The sequence below is a fragment of the Moorena sp. SIOASIH genome (assembly GCF_010671925.1).
Lineage (GTDB): Bacteria > Cyanobacteriota > Cyanobacteriia > Cyanobacteriales > Coleofasciculaceae > Moorena.
This window is the reverse complement of the sequence record NZ_JAAHIH010000005.1, coordinates 627,545-645,898: the sequence shown is the minus strand read 5'-3', so window position 1 is coordinate 645,898 and position 18,354 is coordinate 627,545. Positions and strand designations below refer to the sequence as shown.

The window sequence follows — 18,354 nt, the reverse complement described above, 5'->3', positions numbered from 1 at the left end:
ATTCCATCATACCTGGAAGACTTCGAGCTTTTGGTCCATATCACCTACTACTAATGACGCAAAAAGGTTTTCGATTGTAGCACATCAGCAATATTTTGCTCTTTTGGGTCGTAACGCACCATTATTGTGTTTTTGGTGCGTTACGCTGCCGCAGTAGCCAGTACAAGATCGGCTAATGTCTACTTAACTACTTCTTCAGGCTTCCAAGCATTTAAAGAGTTATCGATCATCTTCAATTCATCGATATGAGTTTTTAATGACTTTTTTTTCAACTCAATAGTCTGACGAACTTGCTGTGCTTTGGCACCTTTTATTTCTCTTTCTTTTAGTATGCGGTCAAACTGATTTTGAAATTTTTCGATATAGCCACTGATTTGTTGCTCCGCACTTCTAAAGTGAATCATGACCTGTTTGTCAATAATACGCTCAAGCATTTTTTTGCTTGCATTAGATTGCTGGTCTATTTTTTTAGTGATGGCCGTAGCTGTCTGGTTTAAGTCAATTTCGTACACAGTTTTAGATTTAGTTGTAGCAACTTTATCTTCATAAGGGACTTCCACAGTGTATGGCTTATAAGAGTAATCGTAATATCCAGATCCACAAAACCCTCCTTCTACCCAGTGTTTTTCTTTTCTATATTCTGTTTGAGATTTGTATTTTGTGACAACCTCATATTTTCGATAAGATTCCTGCTGTTTTTTAATCTGGTCATCAATAGTTGGAAACTCATAACTAGGAAATTGAATCGGATTGTGATTCAACTTGATTTTTAGGGATTCTCTCAAATAGCTGGATAGATAATTTGAAATTTCTTGAATTTTTTGCTGGATTTCAAAACGCAATTCTTCTTGAATTTTATTACCTTCTCGGATGAGTCGATCTTCTGTATCCATCCACCAATCGCTGATTGCAGGTTGGCAAAAATCATTAATCGCTTCTAAAACCTTCTGAGCCTGGGATTCACTATCAATTTTTATTTTATAAGGATCTGAGCCAGATTTTGAGCTATCAAAGACGAACGGTAATTGTTTTTTGAATAAATCTTCAAGTGGTTTTATCCATCCGAATTCTCCAAATCCTCCAAATCCGAATATGTTAATAGGAGATATATTGCTTAGATTATCCTTTGGCTTTCTTGACTCTGCAAATTTTTGAAACTCGTCTCTTATCCGAAGTTTAGCCAAATCTGAAAACTGATTTAGCTGATCCATGTAGCGTTCTATTAACTCCTGTTCTTTAGCTTTTACAACCTTTTTAACATTCCCAACTTGCTTCTTAGCTAAATCCGATCGATGCTTATACTCTTCTACCGTTTTTTGAAGCTTTTTTAGCTCCATACCCCAGCCAGATATTGCCGTATTGAATGTATCTTCAATAGCCTTGCAAGCCTTATCAAGCTTTGCACAAACACTACTTAAAAGATTCCAACCAGAATTCTTGATAATTGTCTGGATTACTTCTTTCTCAATTGCAGTAATACCGCTATCTTTTAGAGCTTTAGGAGCAATTTCCGATGCTAAAGGAACCACTAGCCTACCCCTTTCATCACGTTCAGCATATTGTGGACCATAGCGCTTTTCAAATTCTTCTTATAAAGATTTAGGTGCTAAATTTTGTTGAATTAGCTTTGACCACAATCCTTGTCTAGCACTTGCAGGATAAATGGTCGGGTTGGTAAAACCAAAGTTTTTGAGATCTTGCTCTAAACTTGAAATTACCTCATCAATCGGTCTGTCTTTATCCGTTTTCATATCTACTTTGTTTAGGATAAAGTAAATCTTTCCTGTATTAGTTTTAAGGAATTATTTTCGGCTATTCAGTAATTCCTTAAAAAGTTCCGAAGAAGCTTCATCTTTGAAAGATGTGTAATCTAATATGAATAGGATAGCATCGCAAGTTCTTACTGCTTCTAAAGACACTCGTTTTAATTCTGCTGTGTTGAATCCTGTGGACTCCCACTCATTAGGTCCTGGAGTGTCAACTAGCGTAAACCCTGCAAGAGATGAGTAATCACTAATGGCTTCAATAGGATGCCAAAGTTCAAAGTAGGTAACCTTATCTTGATTAGATTGCTCTCGTATTTCACGGGTTCGATCTAAAAATGTTTTTACAATATTTGTTGAATCACCTTCAGCTATAACAAGAGGTTTATCTTGACCTTCTCGGTATTCCCAAAGTTCAGGTGTTCCAGAATTAATATGTCGGACACCTGTGCGGCAAACTGTACATGCTGCAGTTTCACTTGCGAGAATATCTGCGCCAATAATAGCATTCAAGAATGTACTTTTTCCTGCTTTAATTGGAGCAATTACAGCAACATTATACTGTTGATTGTCTAAAGCTTCTAAAGATTTTTCAATATCTCTTTTAATAGTTTGCAATCCTTGGATATCGACTTCATAATCATCGTCGGATGCTCTGACATTATCTTCGATAAATTCTAATAAATTGTTTCCAGCATTTTTAATCTGTATATAGGTGTTTTGAAATTCTGATGAAATCATCTTTGTTCTCCTATTTTTTGTAAAAATATCCAAAATTTGTTGACTTTGCTGAATATCTCCAAGAGACTTCAGGCACTCCACAATTTTATCGTGGTAATCGACGTCGGCACTGGTCATGTTTGTTACAACTTCATCAAGCAAAGCCTGACGACCTTCTGGTTGTGGTAATCCTCGAAGCTGTAACCAGGATTGCAGGGATTCTTTGAATTGTTCCCTTGCCCAAGATTTATCTTCCAAAACCGATAAACTTAAGGCTAAATCCAGCTTTAATTCTGGAACCCAAGCTGATTCTTCTTCCTCTAAAACGCCATAGAGGGCAATGCAGCCAGAGACAACCATTTCAATTACATCCTCTCTATATTCCTCTGGCACTTTTTGTAATAACTCAGGCAAGAGTTCTGGTAACAAAGGACGTTGGCGTTCCCTGGGATGCACATTCAGGAGGAAATGCTCATCAGCTTTTCGACCAGCCAAAAGATAAAGCTGAACACTCAAGAAACGGCGGAGTTCGTCTGGGTCGCAATCCTCTAAAAATTGCCGCCAAGATGGATTGAAGTCGGGATCCTCAGGAATGGATTTAAGGTCGGGTTTGTTGTATGTGCTATTCCAACTGCCACAATTGAAGTGGTAGGTATCCTCCTCTAATAAAATATCCAAGAAGACAGTGGGTATAGGTCTTAGACTCCTAAACAAAGGGCTATTAGCACCTTCACTATGAAAAGCCTTCGTCTTCCATAAACCGGATTGACAATTGATAGGTCTTCCGTTTTTAGTGTATTTCCCGAAGAACCACCGTAATCCCTGCCCCAGCCTCAATTCCATATCGGAAAAATCTGCAGTGGCTTTATTTCTATTTCCAGCTCGATCATATCTTAATGTCGGAGGAGAAAACAAAACTAATAATTCATTTTGTGAATCGATTAGCTCAATAATTTGTTCTTCATCTAGAGTTAAGGGCCAATTGTCCTGCCGACGTTTTTCGCGAATAACAAGTAAACTTGTCTCTCGATGGTATATTGCTAACTCTTTTTGTAGAGTCGCCTGATTCTCGCTTAACTGGACTTGTAAGTCGTTTTGTCGCTCCTGTAAGAAAATTTGCAGTTGAGCGCGGAATGACTCTATCTCAGCTGTGTGTTGTCGATTCAGTTTCCCTTCATTAACCTGAAACTCTCGATTCAGACGCGCTATATCTGCCTGCAACTCTCGATTAAGTTTTCCCTCGTTCCGGTTAAAAGCTTGGTTAAGGGTTGCTAAGTACTCTTTTAGCTGTCGATTTAATTGTCCTTCATTAGCTTGAAACTCCAGACTTTTGTGCTGCATGACCACTTGAAGGTCCATTTTTGCTGCTTCAATCTGCTCCTGGAGTTGATCTCGCGTTTGGTTATAAGCAATTAAATTTTGATTGTTTTCCAGATAAGCATTGGCAGTAATTCGCGCGCCTCTACTTCCAGGAGTTATACAGTCTAGAACGTTTGAGCCAAATTGCTTCATCTGTCCCCAAAGTCCCTTTTTCCCAGGTAATGCTTTTGCCATCGTTTTACTCCTTTCTCCTACTCAACACCACCGTAGTAAACATCTAGTAGATAAACCGCACCACCAACAACGCCTTTGGTGGTGTGATAGACTTTCTCTCCTGCTGCGTTATAAACATCGCCGCAAGCATCGACCCGACCCATCAGATGGTCAAAGTGATCGTAAATCTTGCCATCTCGCCCACCATAACCAAGCTCCTCACCGGAAGCGTTGTAGACTGTCCTTTCGATCACATAACCCTCATAGTAAGAATTGCCATCAGGAGTATGTTTGTAAATTGAGCCGCTATGGTTGATGGTTGTGTAAATTTCTCCAGAACAAGAGGATGGATCGCTGTAGGAAACCGTCTGCCCATGAGTGCTGTGTGGGGAGTATAGTCCTGAAGAATCCTGGTAGTCAGGGACAGAGTTCCGGAAGAAGCCATTCTCATAAAAACTAGAGTCGATAGCAGGACTCGCCACATCTTCAAAAGTATTCGCACCATGATAACTGTCATTACTCTGAAAGTTATGGTTCGGCTCAGACACCACCGCATCTGTACGGGTCGTAGGATCGGAGTGCATCCAGTTACCCTGTTCATGCCATGCATTGAAATGCTCTAGGCTATGATAATTCCAAGGTTCGGAACCGGGCTGGCTGATGTCCGATGAATCATTAAACCCACTCGGTTGCATCCAATCGTTAGTAGCACTCATATCTAGATCCAACTCAGGTGACTGAGAGTGATTGAGATCGATGCCAAGATCGTGAGCCAAGCTGATTAGCCCGTCGTTGATATTCGAGTCAGGGTCCATAAATTTTCCCTAGCAATAGGGTGAGACAACAGGGCTTTGATCCTGTTCCCACCAGGATTTGGGATGTTTTAATTTCTCCCATTAATATTGTTAAAGCTTAGGAAAAAAAATGCCAACTTGTCAGAAAATATTCCCTGAAGCTTAAGTATGCTAAGGCTTACAGCTTAGGATATAGCCGAATCGAATGACTCGACCTCTGAAAAGACACAAGAACTACGCGGAACTTTTGATTGCCGCACTGCTCACCCGCCTAACCTGGCGTTATTATGGACGTAAATTCCCTGGGATTCAAAATCTGAAGCCCCTTCAACTCAAAGATCACAAGACACTAAAGGTAGAGGGCACACCAGATGCATTTGTGAGGTTGATTACCTGGTGTGCTCAACTGGAAGACTTTAAACACAACCAGCGAAAAAACCTTATCAAGTTCCAAACCCTAGATCCTAAGGAGCAATATGAGGAAATTCGAGATACCCTTTCCACCCTTGCAAAATACGAAGTGATTCAAAGTAACCAGCAGCGCAGACATGGGTATTCCAAGCCCATGTGGGATTTTTCCCTATCCCTGCCCCATCGCCCCTCACCTCAAAACGAACAAAAAATCCTAAGATCGCTATTTGGTGAAGGAAAGGTGTGGGATCAACGCAAATCCAAATATCACGACAATCTAGAGAAGGCTAAACGGCGAAAGACAAAAGAAAGGGTTAACTTCGCCGTGACAGCTCAAAAAGCCTTTTGCCAAGCCATGGCTACTGAGGTCATTCCCCATTTTCCTGATCGACTCAGCAACTATACCAAAGAAGCCCTGACCGGTCTGGCAGATATAATAGTACCCTTGGAGACAGCTATTAAGTTGCCTTCTGTGGATGCCAAGGATCATGGGCCATTATTATTGAGTGTAGGTCGGGTATATCTGGCTCAACAGCAACTGGATGAGGCTCAAAACGCCTTCGAGGAATGCTTAACCCTTAAACTTAATCGAACCTTAGCGGCAGATAGCCGTCATTGGCTGGGTATTATCCACCATCAACGGGGCAACTACAATCTAGCCCAGCAATACTTTACTAAGGCATTAGGCCAACGCACCCAGCTTCACGGAGAAAAGCATCCCGATGTGGCTGCCAGCACCCATGCTTTAGCTGAACTTTTTAGCGATCGCGGGCAATTCCCAGAAGCCGAAACCCAGTTTGAGCGGGCACGGTCGTTGTACGAAGCTATCTATGGGAAAAAACACTCACGGGTAGCCTGCGTCCTGAATGGATTAGCAGCACTCTACAGCAAAACCGATCGGCGAGAGCAAGCCGAGTCTTTATATAATAAAGCATTAGATATCTTGATCCAAAAATCGGATGCTGAAGCCTACCCTCACCTGGCAGCCACTCAACAGGGTTTAGGCAACCTCCATCTTTATCGAGGGGAATATCATAAGGCAGAACAATTTCACCAGGACGCGATTAACGTAATTGAAGAGTTCTACGGTCCCAATCACCCTAACTTAGCAGTGCATAAAGCAAGTTTGGCACTGACCTACAAAACCCTGGGGCGGCTGACTGAGGCCATTGAATTGTATCAAGAGTGCATCAAGTCCCTGAACTCAACTTACGGCAACAATCATCCCCAAGTGGGAATGTACCTGAGTGATTTGGCTTGGCTGATCTCGCAAGAGAGTAACGAATTGGATAAGTTAAAGCTAGCTGTGAGCTTTTTCCACAAATCTCTGAGCATCCTCACGCCAGTGTTAGACCCCAATCATCCTAGTATTCGCAATGCCCGGAAGGGGCTAAATGTGCTCTACGGTCGAATAGGGAATAGGGAGTAGGGAGTAGGGAGTAGGGAATAGGCAAGAGTTTACTAGAACAGCTTTTGCTGCTTGTATCAATCTCAAACACTAGCTCAGGCCATTGAGACGTGGGATTAGCGGAAAGGGTTAGGGCTTTGCGATGGTCTTTTGGAGCGGCTAAAAGCGATTGGCCGTAGGCCTCAGCTTCCGCACTTGTGCGATGAAGCGTTCGCGAAGCGTGGCCTACGGCCTCAGCTTCCGCTAAAAGCGATTGGCCGTAGGCCACGCTACGCGAACGCATTTGGACACACTTGAGATCACCTTCAATATCGCGTTAGGATGGAACCGGTCTTTGCTGCAACAATGCCCATGCCTGCTAAAGATATTTACCATAATGCTGTTAGATTTGCATTAGTCAAAGATGGCTGGGAGATTTTAACTGATGATTATACTTTGGAGTATGGTGGCGAGCGCTTATACGTGGATATTGCAGCAGAAAAATCGATCGCAGCAGAAAAGCAGGGTCGAAAAATTCTTGTAGAGGTCAAGAGTTTCTTGGGTCGCTCGTTTGTAAATGACCTAGAAAAGGCTGTGGGTCAGTATATTGTTTATAGGGATATTTTGGTAGAAAAACAATTGGATTTCAAACTGTATTTGGCAATTACCAAAGGAACTTACAAAAATTATTTTAAACGCCAGTTAACTCAGATGATTATCAATCGCAATCAGGTTAAGTTATTGGTCGTTGATTCGGAAAGTGAGGTGATTGAGCAATGGATAGATTAAAGCATTATCGAGAAATTGTCCAGGAAGTTTTAAAAGACTATCATCAGATCAATCAAAAATCTGATTCTACCACTGAAAGTGCTTTAGCTTTTGATGAGGTACAGGATCAGTATCTTTTGCTGCTGATGGGTTGGTGGAAAGATGAACGGATTAAGAGTGTGATGATTCATATCCGTTTCAAAGATGACAAGATTTGGATTGAGGAAGATTGGACCGAGGATGGAGTGGCCACAGATTTGTTACAGAAGGGGATACCACCAGAGGAGATTGTTTTAGCATTTCATCCACCTCATCTCAGACAATATACTGAATTTGCTCCTCAAGTAGCGGAACGCACTATGCTAATAGACGATCAATCGCGCTAAGATAAGCTAAGGTAAAGTCCACTCATTCTACTGGCAATGGAAGTTCTAAAACTGACCACTAAAACTGATGAATCTGGTTGTTTGAATCTTACTATTCCGACTCAGTTAAGGGCAGTTGAGGTTAATGTTGTTCTTGTTTTAGATCCAGTTTCATCAGTTGAGAAGCAGGAATTAAAGTATGATTTTTCTGATTTGGTGGGGCGATTAACCTTTGGGGGAGATGCGGTAGCTATGCAAAGGAATCTAAGGGATGAGTGGTAATCGCTATTTTCTGGATACGAATGCAATTGTGGCCCTACTGCAAGGAAATACTCAACTAATTCAATTATTACAAAATGCTGAGTGGATCGGGATTTCAGTTATTAGCCAAATTGAGTTTCTGGCGTTTTCTGGGCTAGCCGAAAGCGATCGCCAACTTTTTAAACAGTTTCTTCAGCGAGTAGAGGTGATCGGTTTAGTGTCGATTGACACTGGGTTGATTGAGAAAATTATTGAAATTCGCCAGCAATATAGGTTGAAATTGCCCGATGCTATAATTGCGGCGATGGCTATACAAAATTCTGCCAGTTTGGTGACGGCTGATCAAGAATTTGCGAAGGTAACGGTTTTAACAGTAATTAATTGGTAGCGACTGCCCTATATAGCACTACGTATTAAGGTGTTTGACATTGATACAAGCAGCAAAAGCTATTTATGTACTTCATGTTTTCCATAAAAAAACACAGAAGACCTCAAAGCGGGACATTCAACTAGGACAGAAGCGTTATCAGGAGATGGTTCAGTTTAGAAAGGAACAAAAGGATAAACATAAAAATGACTGAGGAAAAAACCGTAAACGTCCTGTTAGGGGACGACAATGTATTTAAAGATTTGGGATTTGAGGCAGAAGAAGCAATGAATCTCAAGGTAAGAGCGGATCTGATGTTAGATTTACGTTCCTATATTCAGGAGCGGGGATGGACTCAAAATGAGGCAGCAGAGTTTTTGGGAGAAACCCAACCGAGGATTAGTAATTTAATGAATGGTGAAATTAGTCGATTCAGTGTGGATAAGTTAATTAATTTGCTAGGAAAAGTAGGGATGGAAGTGAAGGTAGAAGTCGTCCCGAAAGTTTGATAGTTGTAAACTATCAGCTATCAGCTATCAGCTATCAGCTATCAGCTATCAGCTATCAGCTATCAGCTATCAGCTATCAGCTTATGCGCACGCTACTTGAGCTGCTATCAGCTATCAGCTAAAGGCTGACCACTGACCACTGACCACTGACTGCTGACCACTGACTGCTAAATGGATCCCATTAGACAAAACAGTTTCAAGCTATTAACATTAAATTATCAAATAATTTCTAAAAACTATCATGTTTAGTCTGAGTGACATCCATCCCCTCTCAGAATTCCAACGGGGCGCTAAAGCCTTTATCGCAAGGCTCAAAGAAACTAAAGCACCAATCGTTCTTACTGTTAATGGCAAAGCTGCTGCAGTTGTTCAAGATGCTGAAAGCTATCAGCAACTTCTCGATAGGATGGAATTGCTTGAGTCTATTGCGGGCATCCGAAAGAGTATTAAGGAGTTTGAGCAAGGAGAAGGTATTCCGTTAAAGGAAGCATTTCATCGTGTTCGCCGTGGTTCTCAACAAAGGCTCGAAAGTATAGATCAACTTTTAGGTGATGATCCAGAAATCTAAAGCACGTTTATTAAGCTATTGAATCGAGTGAGTGCTGGGTTCGAGATACGAAATCAGGTTAAGTTATTGGTCGTTGATTCGGAAAGTGAGGTGATTGAGCAATGGATAGATTAAAGCGTTATCGGGAAATTGTCCAGGAAGTTTTAACAGAGTATCATCAGATCAATGAAAAATCTGGTTCTACCACTGAAAGTGCTTTAGCGTTTGATCAGCTACAGGATCAGTACCTTTTGCTGCTGATGGGTTGGTGGAAAGATGAACGGATTAAGAGTGTGATGATTCATATCCGTTTCAAAGATGACAAGATTTGGATTGAGGAAGATTGGACCGAGGATGGGGTGGCCACAGATTTGTTACAGAAGGGGATACCACCAGAGGAGATTGTTTTAGCATTTCATCCACCTCATCTGAGACAATATACTGAATTTGCTCCTCAAGTAGCTTGATCTACGGTCAATCGCACTAACTAGGCTGCTGTATTGATAGTTGGTTCGGGAAGATTTTCACCTGTTTCTTGATAGGCTATTACCAAAGATTCTAAAGCTTCAGTTCCATTATTAACCGCTTCTTCATAAGTATCGCCATGACTCCGCCATTGTTGTCCGGGGAAGTCGGGAAAACCAACTAAAAAACAATTATCTTCTTCTGACCATTGAATTATCATTTGATATTTAAGTTTGATCATTATTAAGATTACCTAGTACTTCATCAATAGCTTTTTGTACATTCTTTTCTTGATAGGGTTTAGCCTCGTTTCCGTCTTTACCTGAAACTGTTAGTTTTCCAGCATAAAGAGGATGTATCCAGTTTGTATGACTTCCTTTACCTCGTATTTCTGTAAAACCCGCTTGGTGAAGCATTTGTTTGAGTTCTATGAGGTGCGCTTTCCGTTGGCGAATTAAATTCGCCACGGGTCGCACCTCCTGATTTTCTTTGGCATTGGGTAGAGATTTTACATATTACCTAGTGTATCTAACTCCAAGCTAGATTAAAATCTCAACTGGTGAAAGTGGCTTAAGTAGCGTGCCAAATTTTTGTGCGAATATTGTCAAGCAGCGCGAACAGTGGCAATAGCTTACTTTTGCTAAACTGTTTTTTAACCTGTTCCCACAGTCCCATGGCAATGCGATCGCAAAAATTGAACGTATCTTGGGTAGGCTCCTCAATCCCAGATCTCATCCATCTGGAGCACAAACCCAGGTAAAACTGGCTCACCACTCACCTTCGCTGGATTATCCAGTTGTTCAACTTCCGCCCCAAGACGATATACATAAACTTGCCGCTGATTCGGGTCAATCAGCCAACCTAGCAAAGTCCCATTTGACCTATACTCTGCCATTTTGTCTTGCAAGTTTTCCAGGCGATCACTTCCAGAACGTAGCTCAATCACAAAATCGGGGCATAGGGGTACAAACTTCTTTCGTTGTTCTTTAGTTAGGGATTCCCACCTCTCAAGCTTGACCCAAGCAACATCAGGAGAACGATTTGCTCCATTGGGAAGTATAAAGCCAGTAGAAGAATCAAAACCTTTCCCTGTACCATCTTGGCATACCCAATTGCCAAACTGAACAATCAAATCAAAATTGCGACCGCCAGTTTCCCCTCCTGTAGGAGTCATAATAACAAGCCTTCCATCTTGGTCCCGTTCGATCCGTAACTCCCGATTAAGCTGACAAAAAGCAAAGAATTCGTCATCACTCATATCAAAAGCCGGACGAGTCTTGAGCTCTAGGGGCGTTGCTAGTTGTGGTGTGATCGATCTAGTCATAATTATCAGGGGCGATTTGCCTTCCCCAACAGGAATCTTGGTGGAACCGGCATCTTGGTGGAACCGGCATCTTGCTGGTTACAATTTCCACCCTTATCCCTCTACCTTATTATTAGCCTTATATAGATTTTAGATCAATTCGCGATCAGCCCGATAACTACCCATGTCCTCCAACCTCGGCCCAAAGAATAGAAACGTTAAACTAGAAACGCTGCTTCACCATCTGCCACCATGCCATCTACCAGTCAACCCCTGAACTATCCCAAAAGCCGCAAAGCCGACCAAGTCGATGATTACCACGGTACTCTAGTTGCTGACCCTTACCGGTGGCTAGAAGACCCAGATTCAGAGGAAACTAAAGCTTGGGTAGAAGCACAGAATCAAGTCACCTTTGGTTATCTCAGCGAAATACCAACACGGGAAACACTTAAGCAGCGCATCACCAAGCTATGGAATTACGAGAAATATAGCACTCCGTTTAAAAAAGGCGATCGCTACTTCTATTTCAAAAACGATGGTCTCCAGAACCAAAGTGTTCTCTACACCTTGACCTCCCTGGATGCTGAACCAACCCTATTACTTGACCCCAACACCCTTTCAGAAGACGGTACCGTTGCCCTATCAGGTTTAGCCATTAGTAAAGATGGCAAACTGCTGGCCTATGGTCTGTCTAGGTCTGGTTCTGACTGGCAAGAGTGGCAAGTGCGGGAGGTGGAAACAGGTCTTGACCTCTCGGATCAGATTAAGTGGGTAAAGTTTTCTGGGGCATCTTGGACTCACGACCATCAAGGGTTCTTCTATAGCCGCTTCGATGAACCCAATGAAGCCACTAAATTAGAAGACCTCAATTATTATCAAAAGCTCTATTATCATAAGCTGGGAACACCCCAGTCAGAAGATATTCTGATTTATGAGCGCCCTGACCAGAAAGAATGGGGTGTCAGTGGTGGAGTCACTGAAGATGGTAATTATCTGATAATTATAGTTACCCTGGGTACTGACCCCAAGAATCTGGTGTTTTATAAAAATTTGCAAGACCCAGATTCCCCGGTTGTGGAACTCATTAAAGAATTTGATGCCAGCTATAGCTTCATCGGCAATGATCAATCAGTATTTTGGTTCCGCACAGACTTAGATGCCCCTCGCAGTCGAGTCATTGCCATTGATACTAATCATCCTGATCAGGCACAGTGGCAAGAAATAATTCCCCAAGCCGATGAAACCCTAGAAGGTGTAGGCTTACTCAACAACCAATTTGTGACCGATTACCTCAAAGATGCTCACTCCTCCATCAAAATTTTTGACCTAGATGGTTCCTTTGTGCGGGAAGTCGAATTACCTGGTATTGGTTCGGTTGGTGGTTTCAATGGCTTACGTTATGATACCGAAACCTTCTACAGCTATACCAGCTTCACCACCCCTGCAACCATCTATCGCTACGACATGGTCAGTGGAGAAAGTACCATTTTCCGGCAGCCCCAGGTAGACTTTAATCCCGATGACTACGAGACCAAACAAGTTTTCTACCCTAGCAAAGATGGCACCCAAGTGCCTATGTTTATCACCCACAAGAAGGGATTGGAGTTAGATAGCAATAACCCCACTTACCTCTATGGCTACGGCGGCTTTAATATCTCCATAACCCCCAATTTCTCCATTAGCAATCTGGTATGGATGGAAATGGGAGGTGTTTATGCTGTTGCCAATCTCCGTGGTGGCGGTGAGTATGGGGAAGATTGGCACCAATCTGGCACAAAACTCAACAAGCAAAATGTATTTGATGATTTTATATGGGCGGCGGAGTGGCTAATTGGTGCTCAGTACACCTCACCACAGAAACTTGCGATCGCAGGCGGTAGCAATGGGGGATTATTAGTCGGTGCTTGCATGACTCAGCGTCCAGACTTATTCGGTGCAGCCCTACCAGCGGTGGGAGTACTAGATATGTTGCGCTTCCATAAATTTACCATTGGTTGGGCCTGGTGTTCCGATTTCGGTTCCCCAGATAACCCAGAGGAATTTAAAGCCCTTTACGCCTATTCCCCATTACACAATCTCAAACCAGGAACCGCTTATCCCCCTACCCTGATTACCACCGCTGACCATGATGACCGGGTTGTCCCTGCCCATAGTTTCAAATTTGCCGCAGCCTTGCAGGAAGCCCATGAAGGGGAACAACCAGTGTTAATTCGGATTGAGACCAAAGCAGGACATGGTGCCGGGAAGCCCACCAGTAAGATAATTGAGGAGATTGCTGATAAGTGGGCGTTCTTACTCAGAACCCTAGAGGTAGAAGTTTAGAGCTTCAACAGACCATGATTTGCCTAGGATTTTCAGGCTAGGATTTAGGACGCAGTTCACGATAAAATATAGGGATCCGTGTAGGAATTGTGAGAATTTTTTTCCTCTGTTCCCAGGGCGTGCGCTTGACCCGTAATTAAATTCGCCACGGGTCGCACCGCTCCCTACTCCCTACTCCCTGTTCGCTGTTCCCTTTGCTGCTCTTTTTGACGAGACTGCTGGTTACTCATGGACTTATCTGCTATTCTAAACGTTGCCCTTGGCTTATTTTTTGTCTACCTGATCACCAGTCTGTTAGCCTCTGAAATTCAAGAATATCTTGCTAGCGTTTTACAATGGCGGACTAAACACTTACAGAGGGCTATCGAAAATTTAATTAATGGTGGGATTCAGTTACAAAATATAACCCTGAAAGATGTGGTTGATGAGTCAGATGAAGAATCAGTTAATGTAACCGTTGATCAGATTAACAATTTAAAAAAGACCAAACGGCTTTTAAAAAAACTCTATCAAAATCCGTTGCTTAAATCAGTTAATCACGAAGCAAAAGGTCTAGATAACCAAAATCAATTAAAGTCAAAATCCAACTCAAAGGTTAGTGGACCTTCCTATATTCCATCAGATACCTTTGCCACCGCTTTAATCATGATCATTGTTCAGCAGGCATCAACCTTCAAAAATAATGCCGATATTACCCTGGACAATTTTAAAACAGCCCTTGAAGAAGATAAAATAAAAAATTTACTTCCTGAAGACTTAAAGATAACTCTTTTAACCCTGATTGATAAAGCCAAATTTGAATACTCTGACCGGAACAAAGACCTGAAAAAACTCCAAGAAGAACTAACAACATGGTTTGACGAATCCATGACACGAGCTGCAGGGGTATACAAGCGTCAGTCTAAAGCCATATCTTTTTTAATTGGATTAGTGATTTCCCTAGCCTTGAATATTGATACCATCAATATCAGCAATCAATTCTATAAAAACCACAGTGTAAGAGCTGCTGTCAATCAAGTCACTAATAGGATTGTTAATGAAACCGGTGCCTGTTTACAGCAAGAATCAAACAGTAATGACTGTTATGATAGTATCACCTCAGCTGTAGATGACCTAGCTTTCCTTCCCATTGGCTGGGGAGAAACTAATCTTGTAGAGCAGTTTGAAGAACCCAATCACCTTCCCAGAGAGCTGGGTTTGACTTGGGTTTACTTCAAATTTGTTGTAGGGATTATTTTGAGTGCGATCGCAATCTGTATGGGAGCCCCCTTTTGGTTTGAAGTACTCAATAAGCTGGTCAACGTTCGTAATACTGGAGACAAACCAAAATCGTCTAAATAGACTCCCAACTGCTATTCCTCTTTAGTACTCCTATTGAGGTTGCAAGGCAAGAACTATAGCCTGAGTCCAGTGTAACTTGATAGGTTTAAACCTACAGGGTAAGTAGCACGAACTGCTTTTTCCAGTATTTGGTTCAAATATATTGAATAATAATTGGAGATTAAATTTGCCACCATTTTTTATCGCATTCTTCAAGTCGTTTACCGGAAACAACGCATTTTTAATATTTTCATCGCTCAGCTTAAATTCGCAATTTTGACCAGGACGAATTTTTCCAACGTCTTGGCTTTTGGGGGCTTCTTCCATATCATCAGAATTTACCCAAATCATGGGTCGGGAATTATTTTCTAAGTCAGTTATCAGACTCTTGTCCCAGTCTATTTCAATATAAACAGGATTCTCGTTGGTTTTATTTTTAACAGTCAGTTTAAGATCCTTTAACTCATCCAATTTATAGCTAGGATCGAAGCCAAAGTTGACTTCCATGAAATCATTAAGTTCTTTCTTTTCCAGTTCCTGATTGATAGCCTCAGAGTCTACCTCAACCGTTATGAGTTGGTCTATTTGCTTGAAAGCTTTGTACAAAACGTAAGTAACACTGATTATATAAATCGTCAGGATTAGCAAGTTTTGGTCGTTATCCATTTATAGTAAACCTCTTAAAAAGACTAGTTTAAGGTTTTTTTCGTAAAGGGGGATAAGAAGAGTCTGGATAATTATTGGTAAATTATACCCCATAAATGAGTTTACTCAAGATTGACTCACGCCATGACTAATGACGAATCAAAAAGCAGCTTGTCCGTTAGGACAGGCTGCTTCAAGGCTTTATGCTACCAAAGGAATGGACTACATGATGGCACTAGCTCATGGCACTACATCATGCCCATGCCGCCCATGCCGCCCATGCCGCCCATGCCGCCCATGCCGCCCATGCCGCCCATGTCGGGAGCAGGAGCAGCGGATTTAGGTTCAGGTTTCTCTACCACCAGGGCTTCTGTGGTCAACACCATACCAGCGATAGAGGCAGCATTCTGTAAGGATGAGCGTACCACCTTGGCAGGGTCAATAATACCTGCAGCAATCAAGTCTTCAAGGGTGTCAGTAGCAGCATTATAGCCAACGTTACCAGTACTCTCCCGTACTTTCTCTACAATGACGGAACCTTCAACGCCAGCATTATCCGCCATCTGAGACAAGGGAGCTTCTAATGACTTGGCTACAATAGTTGCACCAACTTTCTCTTCTTCCTCTAGGTCGTTTGTCAGTGCAGGAATTTTTTCTATTAACCGAATCAAGGTTGTACCACCACCAGGAACAATCCCTTCATCTACCGCAGCTTTAGTAGCGTTGAGGGCATCTTCAATCCGCAGCTTGCGGTCTTTGAGTTCTGTTTCAGTTGCAGCACCAACCTTAATCACTGCTACACCACCGGCCAGTTTAGCAATCCGTTCTTGCAGTTTTTCCTTATCGTATTCGGAGTCAGTTTCTGCTAGCTGGCGGCGGATTTGCTCAACTCGCTTTTCTACATCTGCCTTAGTTTGACCACCAGCTACTATGGTGGTGCTGTCTTTGTCAATGCTAACTTTGGTAGCATTTCCCAGCATATCTAGGGAAACAGTATCCAGGCTCAAACCAACGTCTTCGGATATCACCTGACCACCGCTCAAAACTGCAATATCCTGTAACATTTGCTTGCGGCGATCGCCAAATCCTGGTGCCTTAACGGCTGCAGCATTCAATACACCCCTAGCCTTATTTACAACCAGAGTTGCCAAGGCTTCTCCTTCTAGATCTTCGGAAATAATCAGCAACGGTTGACCGGCACGAGCTACTTTTTCCAGAACCGGTACCAAATCCTGGATAACACTAATCTTTTTATCGGTAATCAGGATGTAGGGGTTTTCAAATTCCACTGTCATCCGTTCGTTATCGGTCACGAAGTAAGGGGAAATATAACCCCGATCGATCTGCATCCCTTCCACTACCTCTAATTCGGTCGATAGGGATTTGGATTCTTCAACGGTGATCACACCATCTTTGGTGACCTTTTCCATGGCTTGGGCAATCATGTCACCCACTTCTTGATCGTTACCGGCGGAGACTGTAGCAACTTGAGCGATCCCAGTTCCCTGAACCGGCTGTGCCATTGCCTCAATCTCTGTGACCAGCTCGGCAACAGTTTTCTCGATTCCTCGGCGCACAGCTACAGGATTTGCCCCAGCTGCGACATTCTTAAGACCTTCCCGAATCATGGCTTGAGCCAGAATGGTAGCTGTGGTAGTGCCATCCCCAGCAACGTCTTTAGTCTTGGATGCGACTTCTTGAATCAGTCTAGCGCCAGTATTTTCTAAGGGGTCTTCCAGTTCAATCTCTTTGGCAACGGTAATACCATCATTGACAATCTGGGGTGCCCCATACTGTTTTTCCAGAAGCACATTACGACCTTTTGGACCAAGGGTAATACGTACAGCATCAGCTAGGGCATTGACCCCCCGCTCCAATGAACGTCTGGATTCTTCGTCAAACGAAACGATTTTTGCCATTGGTTGTTTGAACTTGCTTTGTGTCTCCATTAGCAAATTTAGCACTCTTACACGAAGAGTGCTAATTCGTCTGACAATTTTGAACTTTCAAGAACTTGAAACACCGACGTGCGGCGGGGTTCAAGCCATAACCATACCACCATCGACATTAAACACTTGTCCAGTGATATAGGCAGCAGCTGGATCAGCTGCCAAAAACCTCACCATTCCAGCTACTTCTTCTGGCTGACCGTAACGACCTAGAGGGATCTGCTCGATAATGGCTTCTGACTTAAGGTCAGTGGTCATATCAGTGTCAATAAAACCCGGAGCTACGGCATTGACTGTAATGCCACGACTAGCAAACTCTTTGGCAACGGTTCTGGTCAAGGCAATCACACCAGCCTTGGCAGCACTATAATTGGCTTGACCAGGGTTTCCCATCTGTCCTGACACGGAAGCAATATTGATAATCCGACCAGACTTTTGCTTGAGCATCCGTTTGCTCACTGCTTTGATACATAAAAATACCCCAGTCAGGTTCAGATCAATTACTGCCTGCCAATCTGAGGGTTTCATCCGCAATAACAAGTTGTCGCGGGTAATCCCAGCATTATTCACTAGCACGTCTATACGACCAAACTTTTCGAGAGTCCCTTTAACTAGGGCATCGACTTGTTCAGCTTGAGACACATCAGCCTGAAGTGCTAAGGCTTCACCCCCAGCATCAATGATAGCCCCTACGACCTGATCAGCTGCAGTACTGGAACTGGCGTAGTTGACTACAACCTTTGCCCCTGACCCAGCTAAGGCCAGGGCCACAGCTCGACCAATTCCTCGCGAGGCACCGGTCACGATGGCTATGCGATCGCTTAATTGTTGCGCAGATGTCTGTAATGTTTCCATAAACCTTGAACTGTTTTCTATCCTGCCTGATTTTGTCCTGTGGGCAGTAAAGGTTTCCTCCAAAGTTAAC

Annotated in this window: 23 protein-coding genes; 11 read left to right on the top strand and 12 right to left on the bottom strand. The window is 42.8% G+C overall.

Annotated features, from left to right (window positions below; genetic code table 11):
* Positions 1 to 179: 179 nt before the first annotated feature.
* The 4 genes from F6J90_RS29905 to F6J90_RS29890 are packed head-to-tail and all read right to left on the bottom strand — an operon-like array spanning position 180 to position 4,831.
* Positions 180 to 1,529, bottom strand: a complete 1,350-nt coding sequence (locus F6J90_RS29905; RefSeq protein ID WP_293102140.1) for a hypothetical protein — start codon at positions 1,527 to 1,529, stop codon at positions 180 to 182.
* Between the two features lie 60 nt (positions 1,530 to 1,589).
* Complete coding sequence (locus F6J90_RS29900; RefSeq protein ID WP_293102137.1) at positions 1,590 to 1,751, bottom strand: hypothetical protein; 162 nt, start codon at positions 1,749 to 1,751, stop codon at positions 1,590 to 1,592.
* 51 nt (positions 1,752 to 1,802) lie between these two features.
* Positions 1,803 to 4,037, bottom strand: coding sequence for a dynamin family protein (locus F6J90_RS29895; RefSeq protein WP_293102134.1), 2,235 nt, complete (start codon positions 4,035 to 4,037; stop codon positions 1,803 to 1,805).
* A gap of 17 nt (positions 4,038 to 4,054) precedes the next feature.
* Complete coding sequence (locus F6J90_RS29890; RefSeq protein WP_293102131.1) at positions 4,055 to 4,831, bottom strand: hypothetical protein; 777 nt, start codon at positions 4,829 to 4,831, stop codon at positions 4,055 to 4,057.
* 184 nt (positions 4,832 to 5,015) lie between these two features.
* Between F6J90_RS29890 and F6J90_RS29885 the strand changes: the two genes are divergently transcribed.
* Entirely contained in the window at positions 5,016 to 6,650 is a 1,635-nt protein-coding gene (locus F6J90_RS29885) for a tetratricopeptide repeat protein (RefSeq protein ID WP_293102128.1), read from the top strand.
* On the opposite strand, the gene F6J90_RS29880 is transcribed toward F6J90_RS29885, so the two are convergent.
* Positions 6,586 to 6,912 (bottom strand): hypothetical protein, encoded by a 327-nt coding sequence (locus tag F6J90_RS29880; RefSeq protein ID WP_293102125.1) that lies wholly within the window; start codon positions 6,910 to 6,912, stop codon positions 6,586 to 6,588. The genes F6J90_RS29885 and F6J90_RS29880 overlap by 65 nt on opposite strands.
* Positions 6,913 to 6,980: 68 nt before the next feature.
* On the opposite strand from F6J90_RS29880, the gene F6J90_RS29875 reads away from it, so the two are divergent.
* From F6J90_RS29875 to F6J90_RS29840, 8 genes are all read left to right on the top strand, one after another.
* Entirely contained in the window at positions 6,981 to 7,397 is a 417-nt protein-coding gene (locus F6J90_RS29875) for a XisH family protein (protein WP_293102123.1), read from the top strand.
* A complete protein-coding gene (locus F6J90_RS29870; RefSeq protein WP_293102121.1) occupies positions 7,385 to 7,762 on the top strand; it encodes a XisI protein in 378 nt (125 codons plus the stop codon). Before F6J90_RS29875 ends, F6J90_RS29870 begins: the two co-directional genes overlap by 13 nt.
* Positions 7,763 to 7,798: 36 nt before the next feature.
* Complete coding sequence (locus F6J90_RS29865; protein WP_293102119.1) at positions 7,799 to 8,023, top strand: hypothetical protein; 225 nt, start codon at positions 7,799 to 7,801, stop codon at positions 8,021 to 8,023.
* Positions 8,013 to 8,390, top strand: coding sequence for a type II toxin-antitoxin system VapC family toxin (locus tag F6J90_RS29860; protein WP_293102116.1), 378 nt, complete (start codon positions 8,013 to 8,015; stop codon positions 8,388 to 8,390). The genes F6J90_RS29865 and F6J90_RS29860 overlap by 11 nt, the downstream gene beginning before the upstream one ends.
* A 34-nt stretch (positions 8,391 to 8,424) precedes the next feature.
* The gene (locus F6J90_RS29855; protein ID WP_293102112.1) at positions 8,425 to 8,583 is read left to right on the top strand and encodes a type II toxin-antitoxin system RelE/ParE family toxin; all 159 of its coding nucleotides are present in this window, start codon (positions 8,425 to 8,427) and stop codon (positions 8,581 to 8,583) included.
* The gene (locus F6J90_RS29850) at positions 8,576 to 8,878 is read left to right on the top strand and encodes a helix-turn-helix transcriptional regulator (RefSeq protein ID WP_293102109.1); all 303 of its coding nucleotides are present in this window, start codon (positions 8,576 to 8,578) and stop codon (positions 8,876 to 8,878) included. The genes F6J90_RS29855 and F6J90_RS29850 overlap by 8 nt, the downstream gene beginning before the upstream one ends.
* Before the next feature lie 241 nt (positions 8,879 to 9,119).
* A complete protein-coding gene (locus F6J90_RS29845; protein ID WP_293102106.1) occupies positions 9,120 to 9,446 on the top strand; it encodes a type II toxin-antitoxin system Phd/YefM family antitoxin in 327 nt (108 codons plus the stop codon).
* Positions 9,447 to 9,547: 101 nt separating this feature from the next.
* Positions 9,548 to 9,892 (top strand): XisI protein, encoded by a 345-nt coding sequence (locus tag F6J90_RS29840; protein WP_293102103.1) that lies wholly within the window; start codon positions 9,548 to 9,550, stop codon positions 9,890 to 9,892.
* A 20-nt stretch (positions 9,893 to 9,912) separates the two neighbouring features.
* Here F6J90_RS29840 and F6J90_RS29835 read toward each other — a convergent pair whose 3' ends face one another.
* The 4 genes from F6J90_RS29835 to F6J90_RS29820 form a co-directional block, all read right to left on the bottom strand.
* On the bottom strand, positions 9,913 to 10,131 hold the full coding sequence (locus F6J90_RS29835) for a type II toxin-antitoxin system HicB family antitoxin (RefSeq protein WP_070391965.1): 219 nt from the start codon (positions 10,129 to 10,131) through the stop codon (positions 9,913 to 9,915).
* Positions 10,118 to 10,357 (bottom strand): type II toxin-antitoxin system HicA family toxin, encoded by a 240-nt coding sequence (locus F6J90_RS29830; RefSeq protein WP_366513913.1) that lies wholly within the window; start codon positions 10,355 to 10,357, stop codon positions 10,118 to 10,120. The genes F6J90_RS29835 and F6J90_RS29830 overlap by 14 nt, the downstream gene beginning before the upstream one ends.
* A gap of 103 nt (positions 10,358 to 10,460) precedes the next feature.
* Positions 10,461 to 10,625, bottom strand: coding sequence for a hypothetical protein (locus F6J90_RS29825; protein WP_293102099.1), 165 nt, complete (start codon positions 10,623 to 10,625; stop codon positions 10,461 to 10,463).
* A complete protein-coding gene (locus F6J90_RS29820; RefSeq protein ID WP_293102096.1) occupies positions 10,609 to 11,214 on the bottom strand; it encodes a Uma2 family endonuclease in 606 nt (201 codons plus the stop codon). The genes F6J90_RS29825 and F6J90_RS29820 overlap by 17 nt, the downstream gene beginning before the upstream one ends.
* Before the next feature lie 231 nt (positions 11,215 to 11,445).
* On the opposite strand from F6J90_RS29820, the gene F6J90_RS29815 reads away from it, so the two are divergent.
* Positions 11,446 to 13,515: a prolyl oligopeptidase family serine peptidase gene (locus F6J90_RS29815; RefSeq protein WP_293102093.1), complete on the top strand. Its 2,070-nt coding sequence runs from the start codon at positions 11,446 to 11,448 to the stop codon at positions 13,513 to 13,515.
* Positions 13,516 to 13,743: 228 nt separating this feature from the next.
* Positions 13,744 to 14,856 (top strand): hypothetical protein, encoded by a 1,113-nt coding sequence (locus F6J90_RS29810; RefSeq protein ID WP_293102090.1) that lies wholly within the window; start codon positions 13,744 to 13,746, stop codon positions 14,854 to 14,856.
* Between the two features lie 30 nt (positions 14,857 to 14,886).
* On the opposite strand, the gene F6J90_RS29805 is transcribed toward F6J90_RS29810, so the two are convergent.
* The 3 genes from F6J90_RS29805 to fabG all read right to left on the bottom strand — a co-directional run bounded on the left by F6J90_RS29805 (position 14,887) and on the right by fabG (position 18,284).
* On the bottom strand, positions 14,887 to 15,501 hold the full coding sequence (locus F6J90_RS29805; protein ID WP_293102087.1) for a hypothetical protein: 615 nt from the start codon (positions 15,499 to 15,501) through the stop codon (positions 14,887 to 14,889).
* Positions 15,502 to 15,728: 227 nt separating this feature from the next.
* Positions 15,729 to 17,399, bottom strand: coding sequence for a chaperonin GroEL (groL, locus tag F6J90_RS29800; RefSeq protein WP_293102084.1), 1,671 nt, complete (start codon positions 17,397 to 17,399; stop codon positions 15,729 to 15,731).
* 120 nt (positions 17,400 to 17,519) lie between these two features.
* A complete protein-coding gene (gene fabG / locus F6J90_RS29795; protein ID WP_293102081.1) occupies positions 17,520 to 18,284 on the bottom strand; it encodes a 3-oxoacyl-[acyl-carrier-protein] reductase in 765 nt (254 codons plus the stop codon).
* Between the last annotated feature and the right edge of the window lie 70 nt (positions 18,285 to 18,354).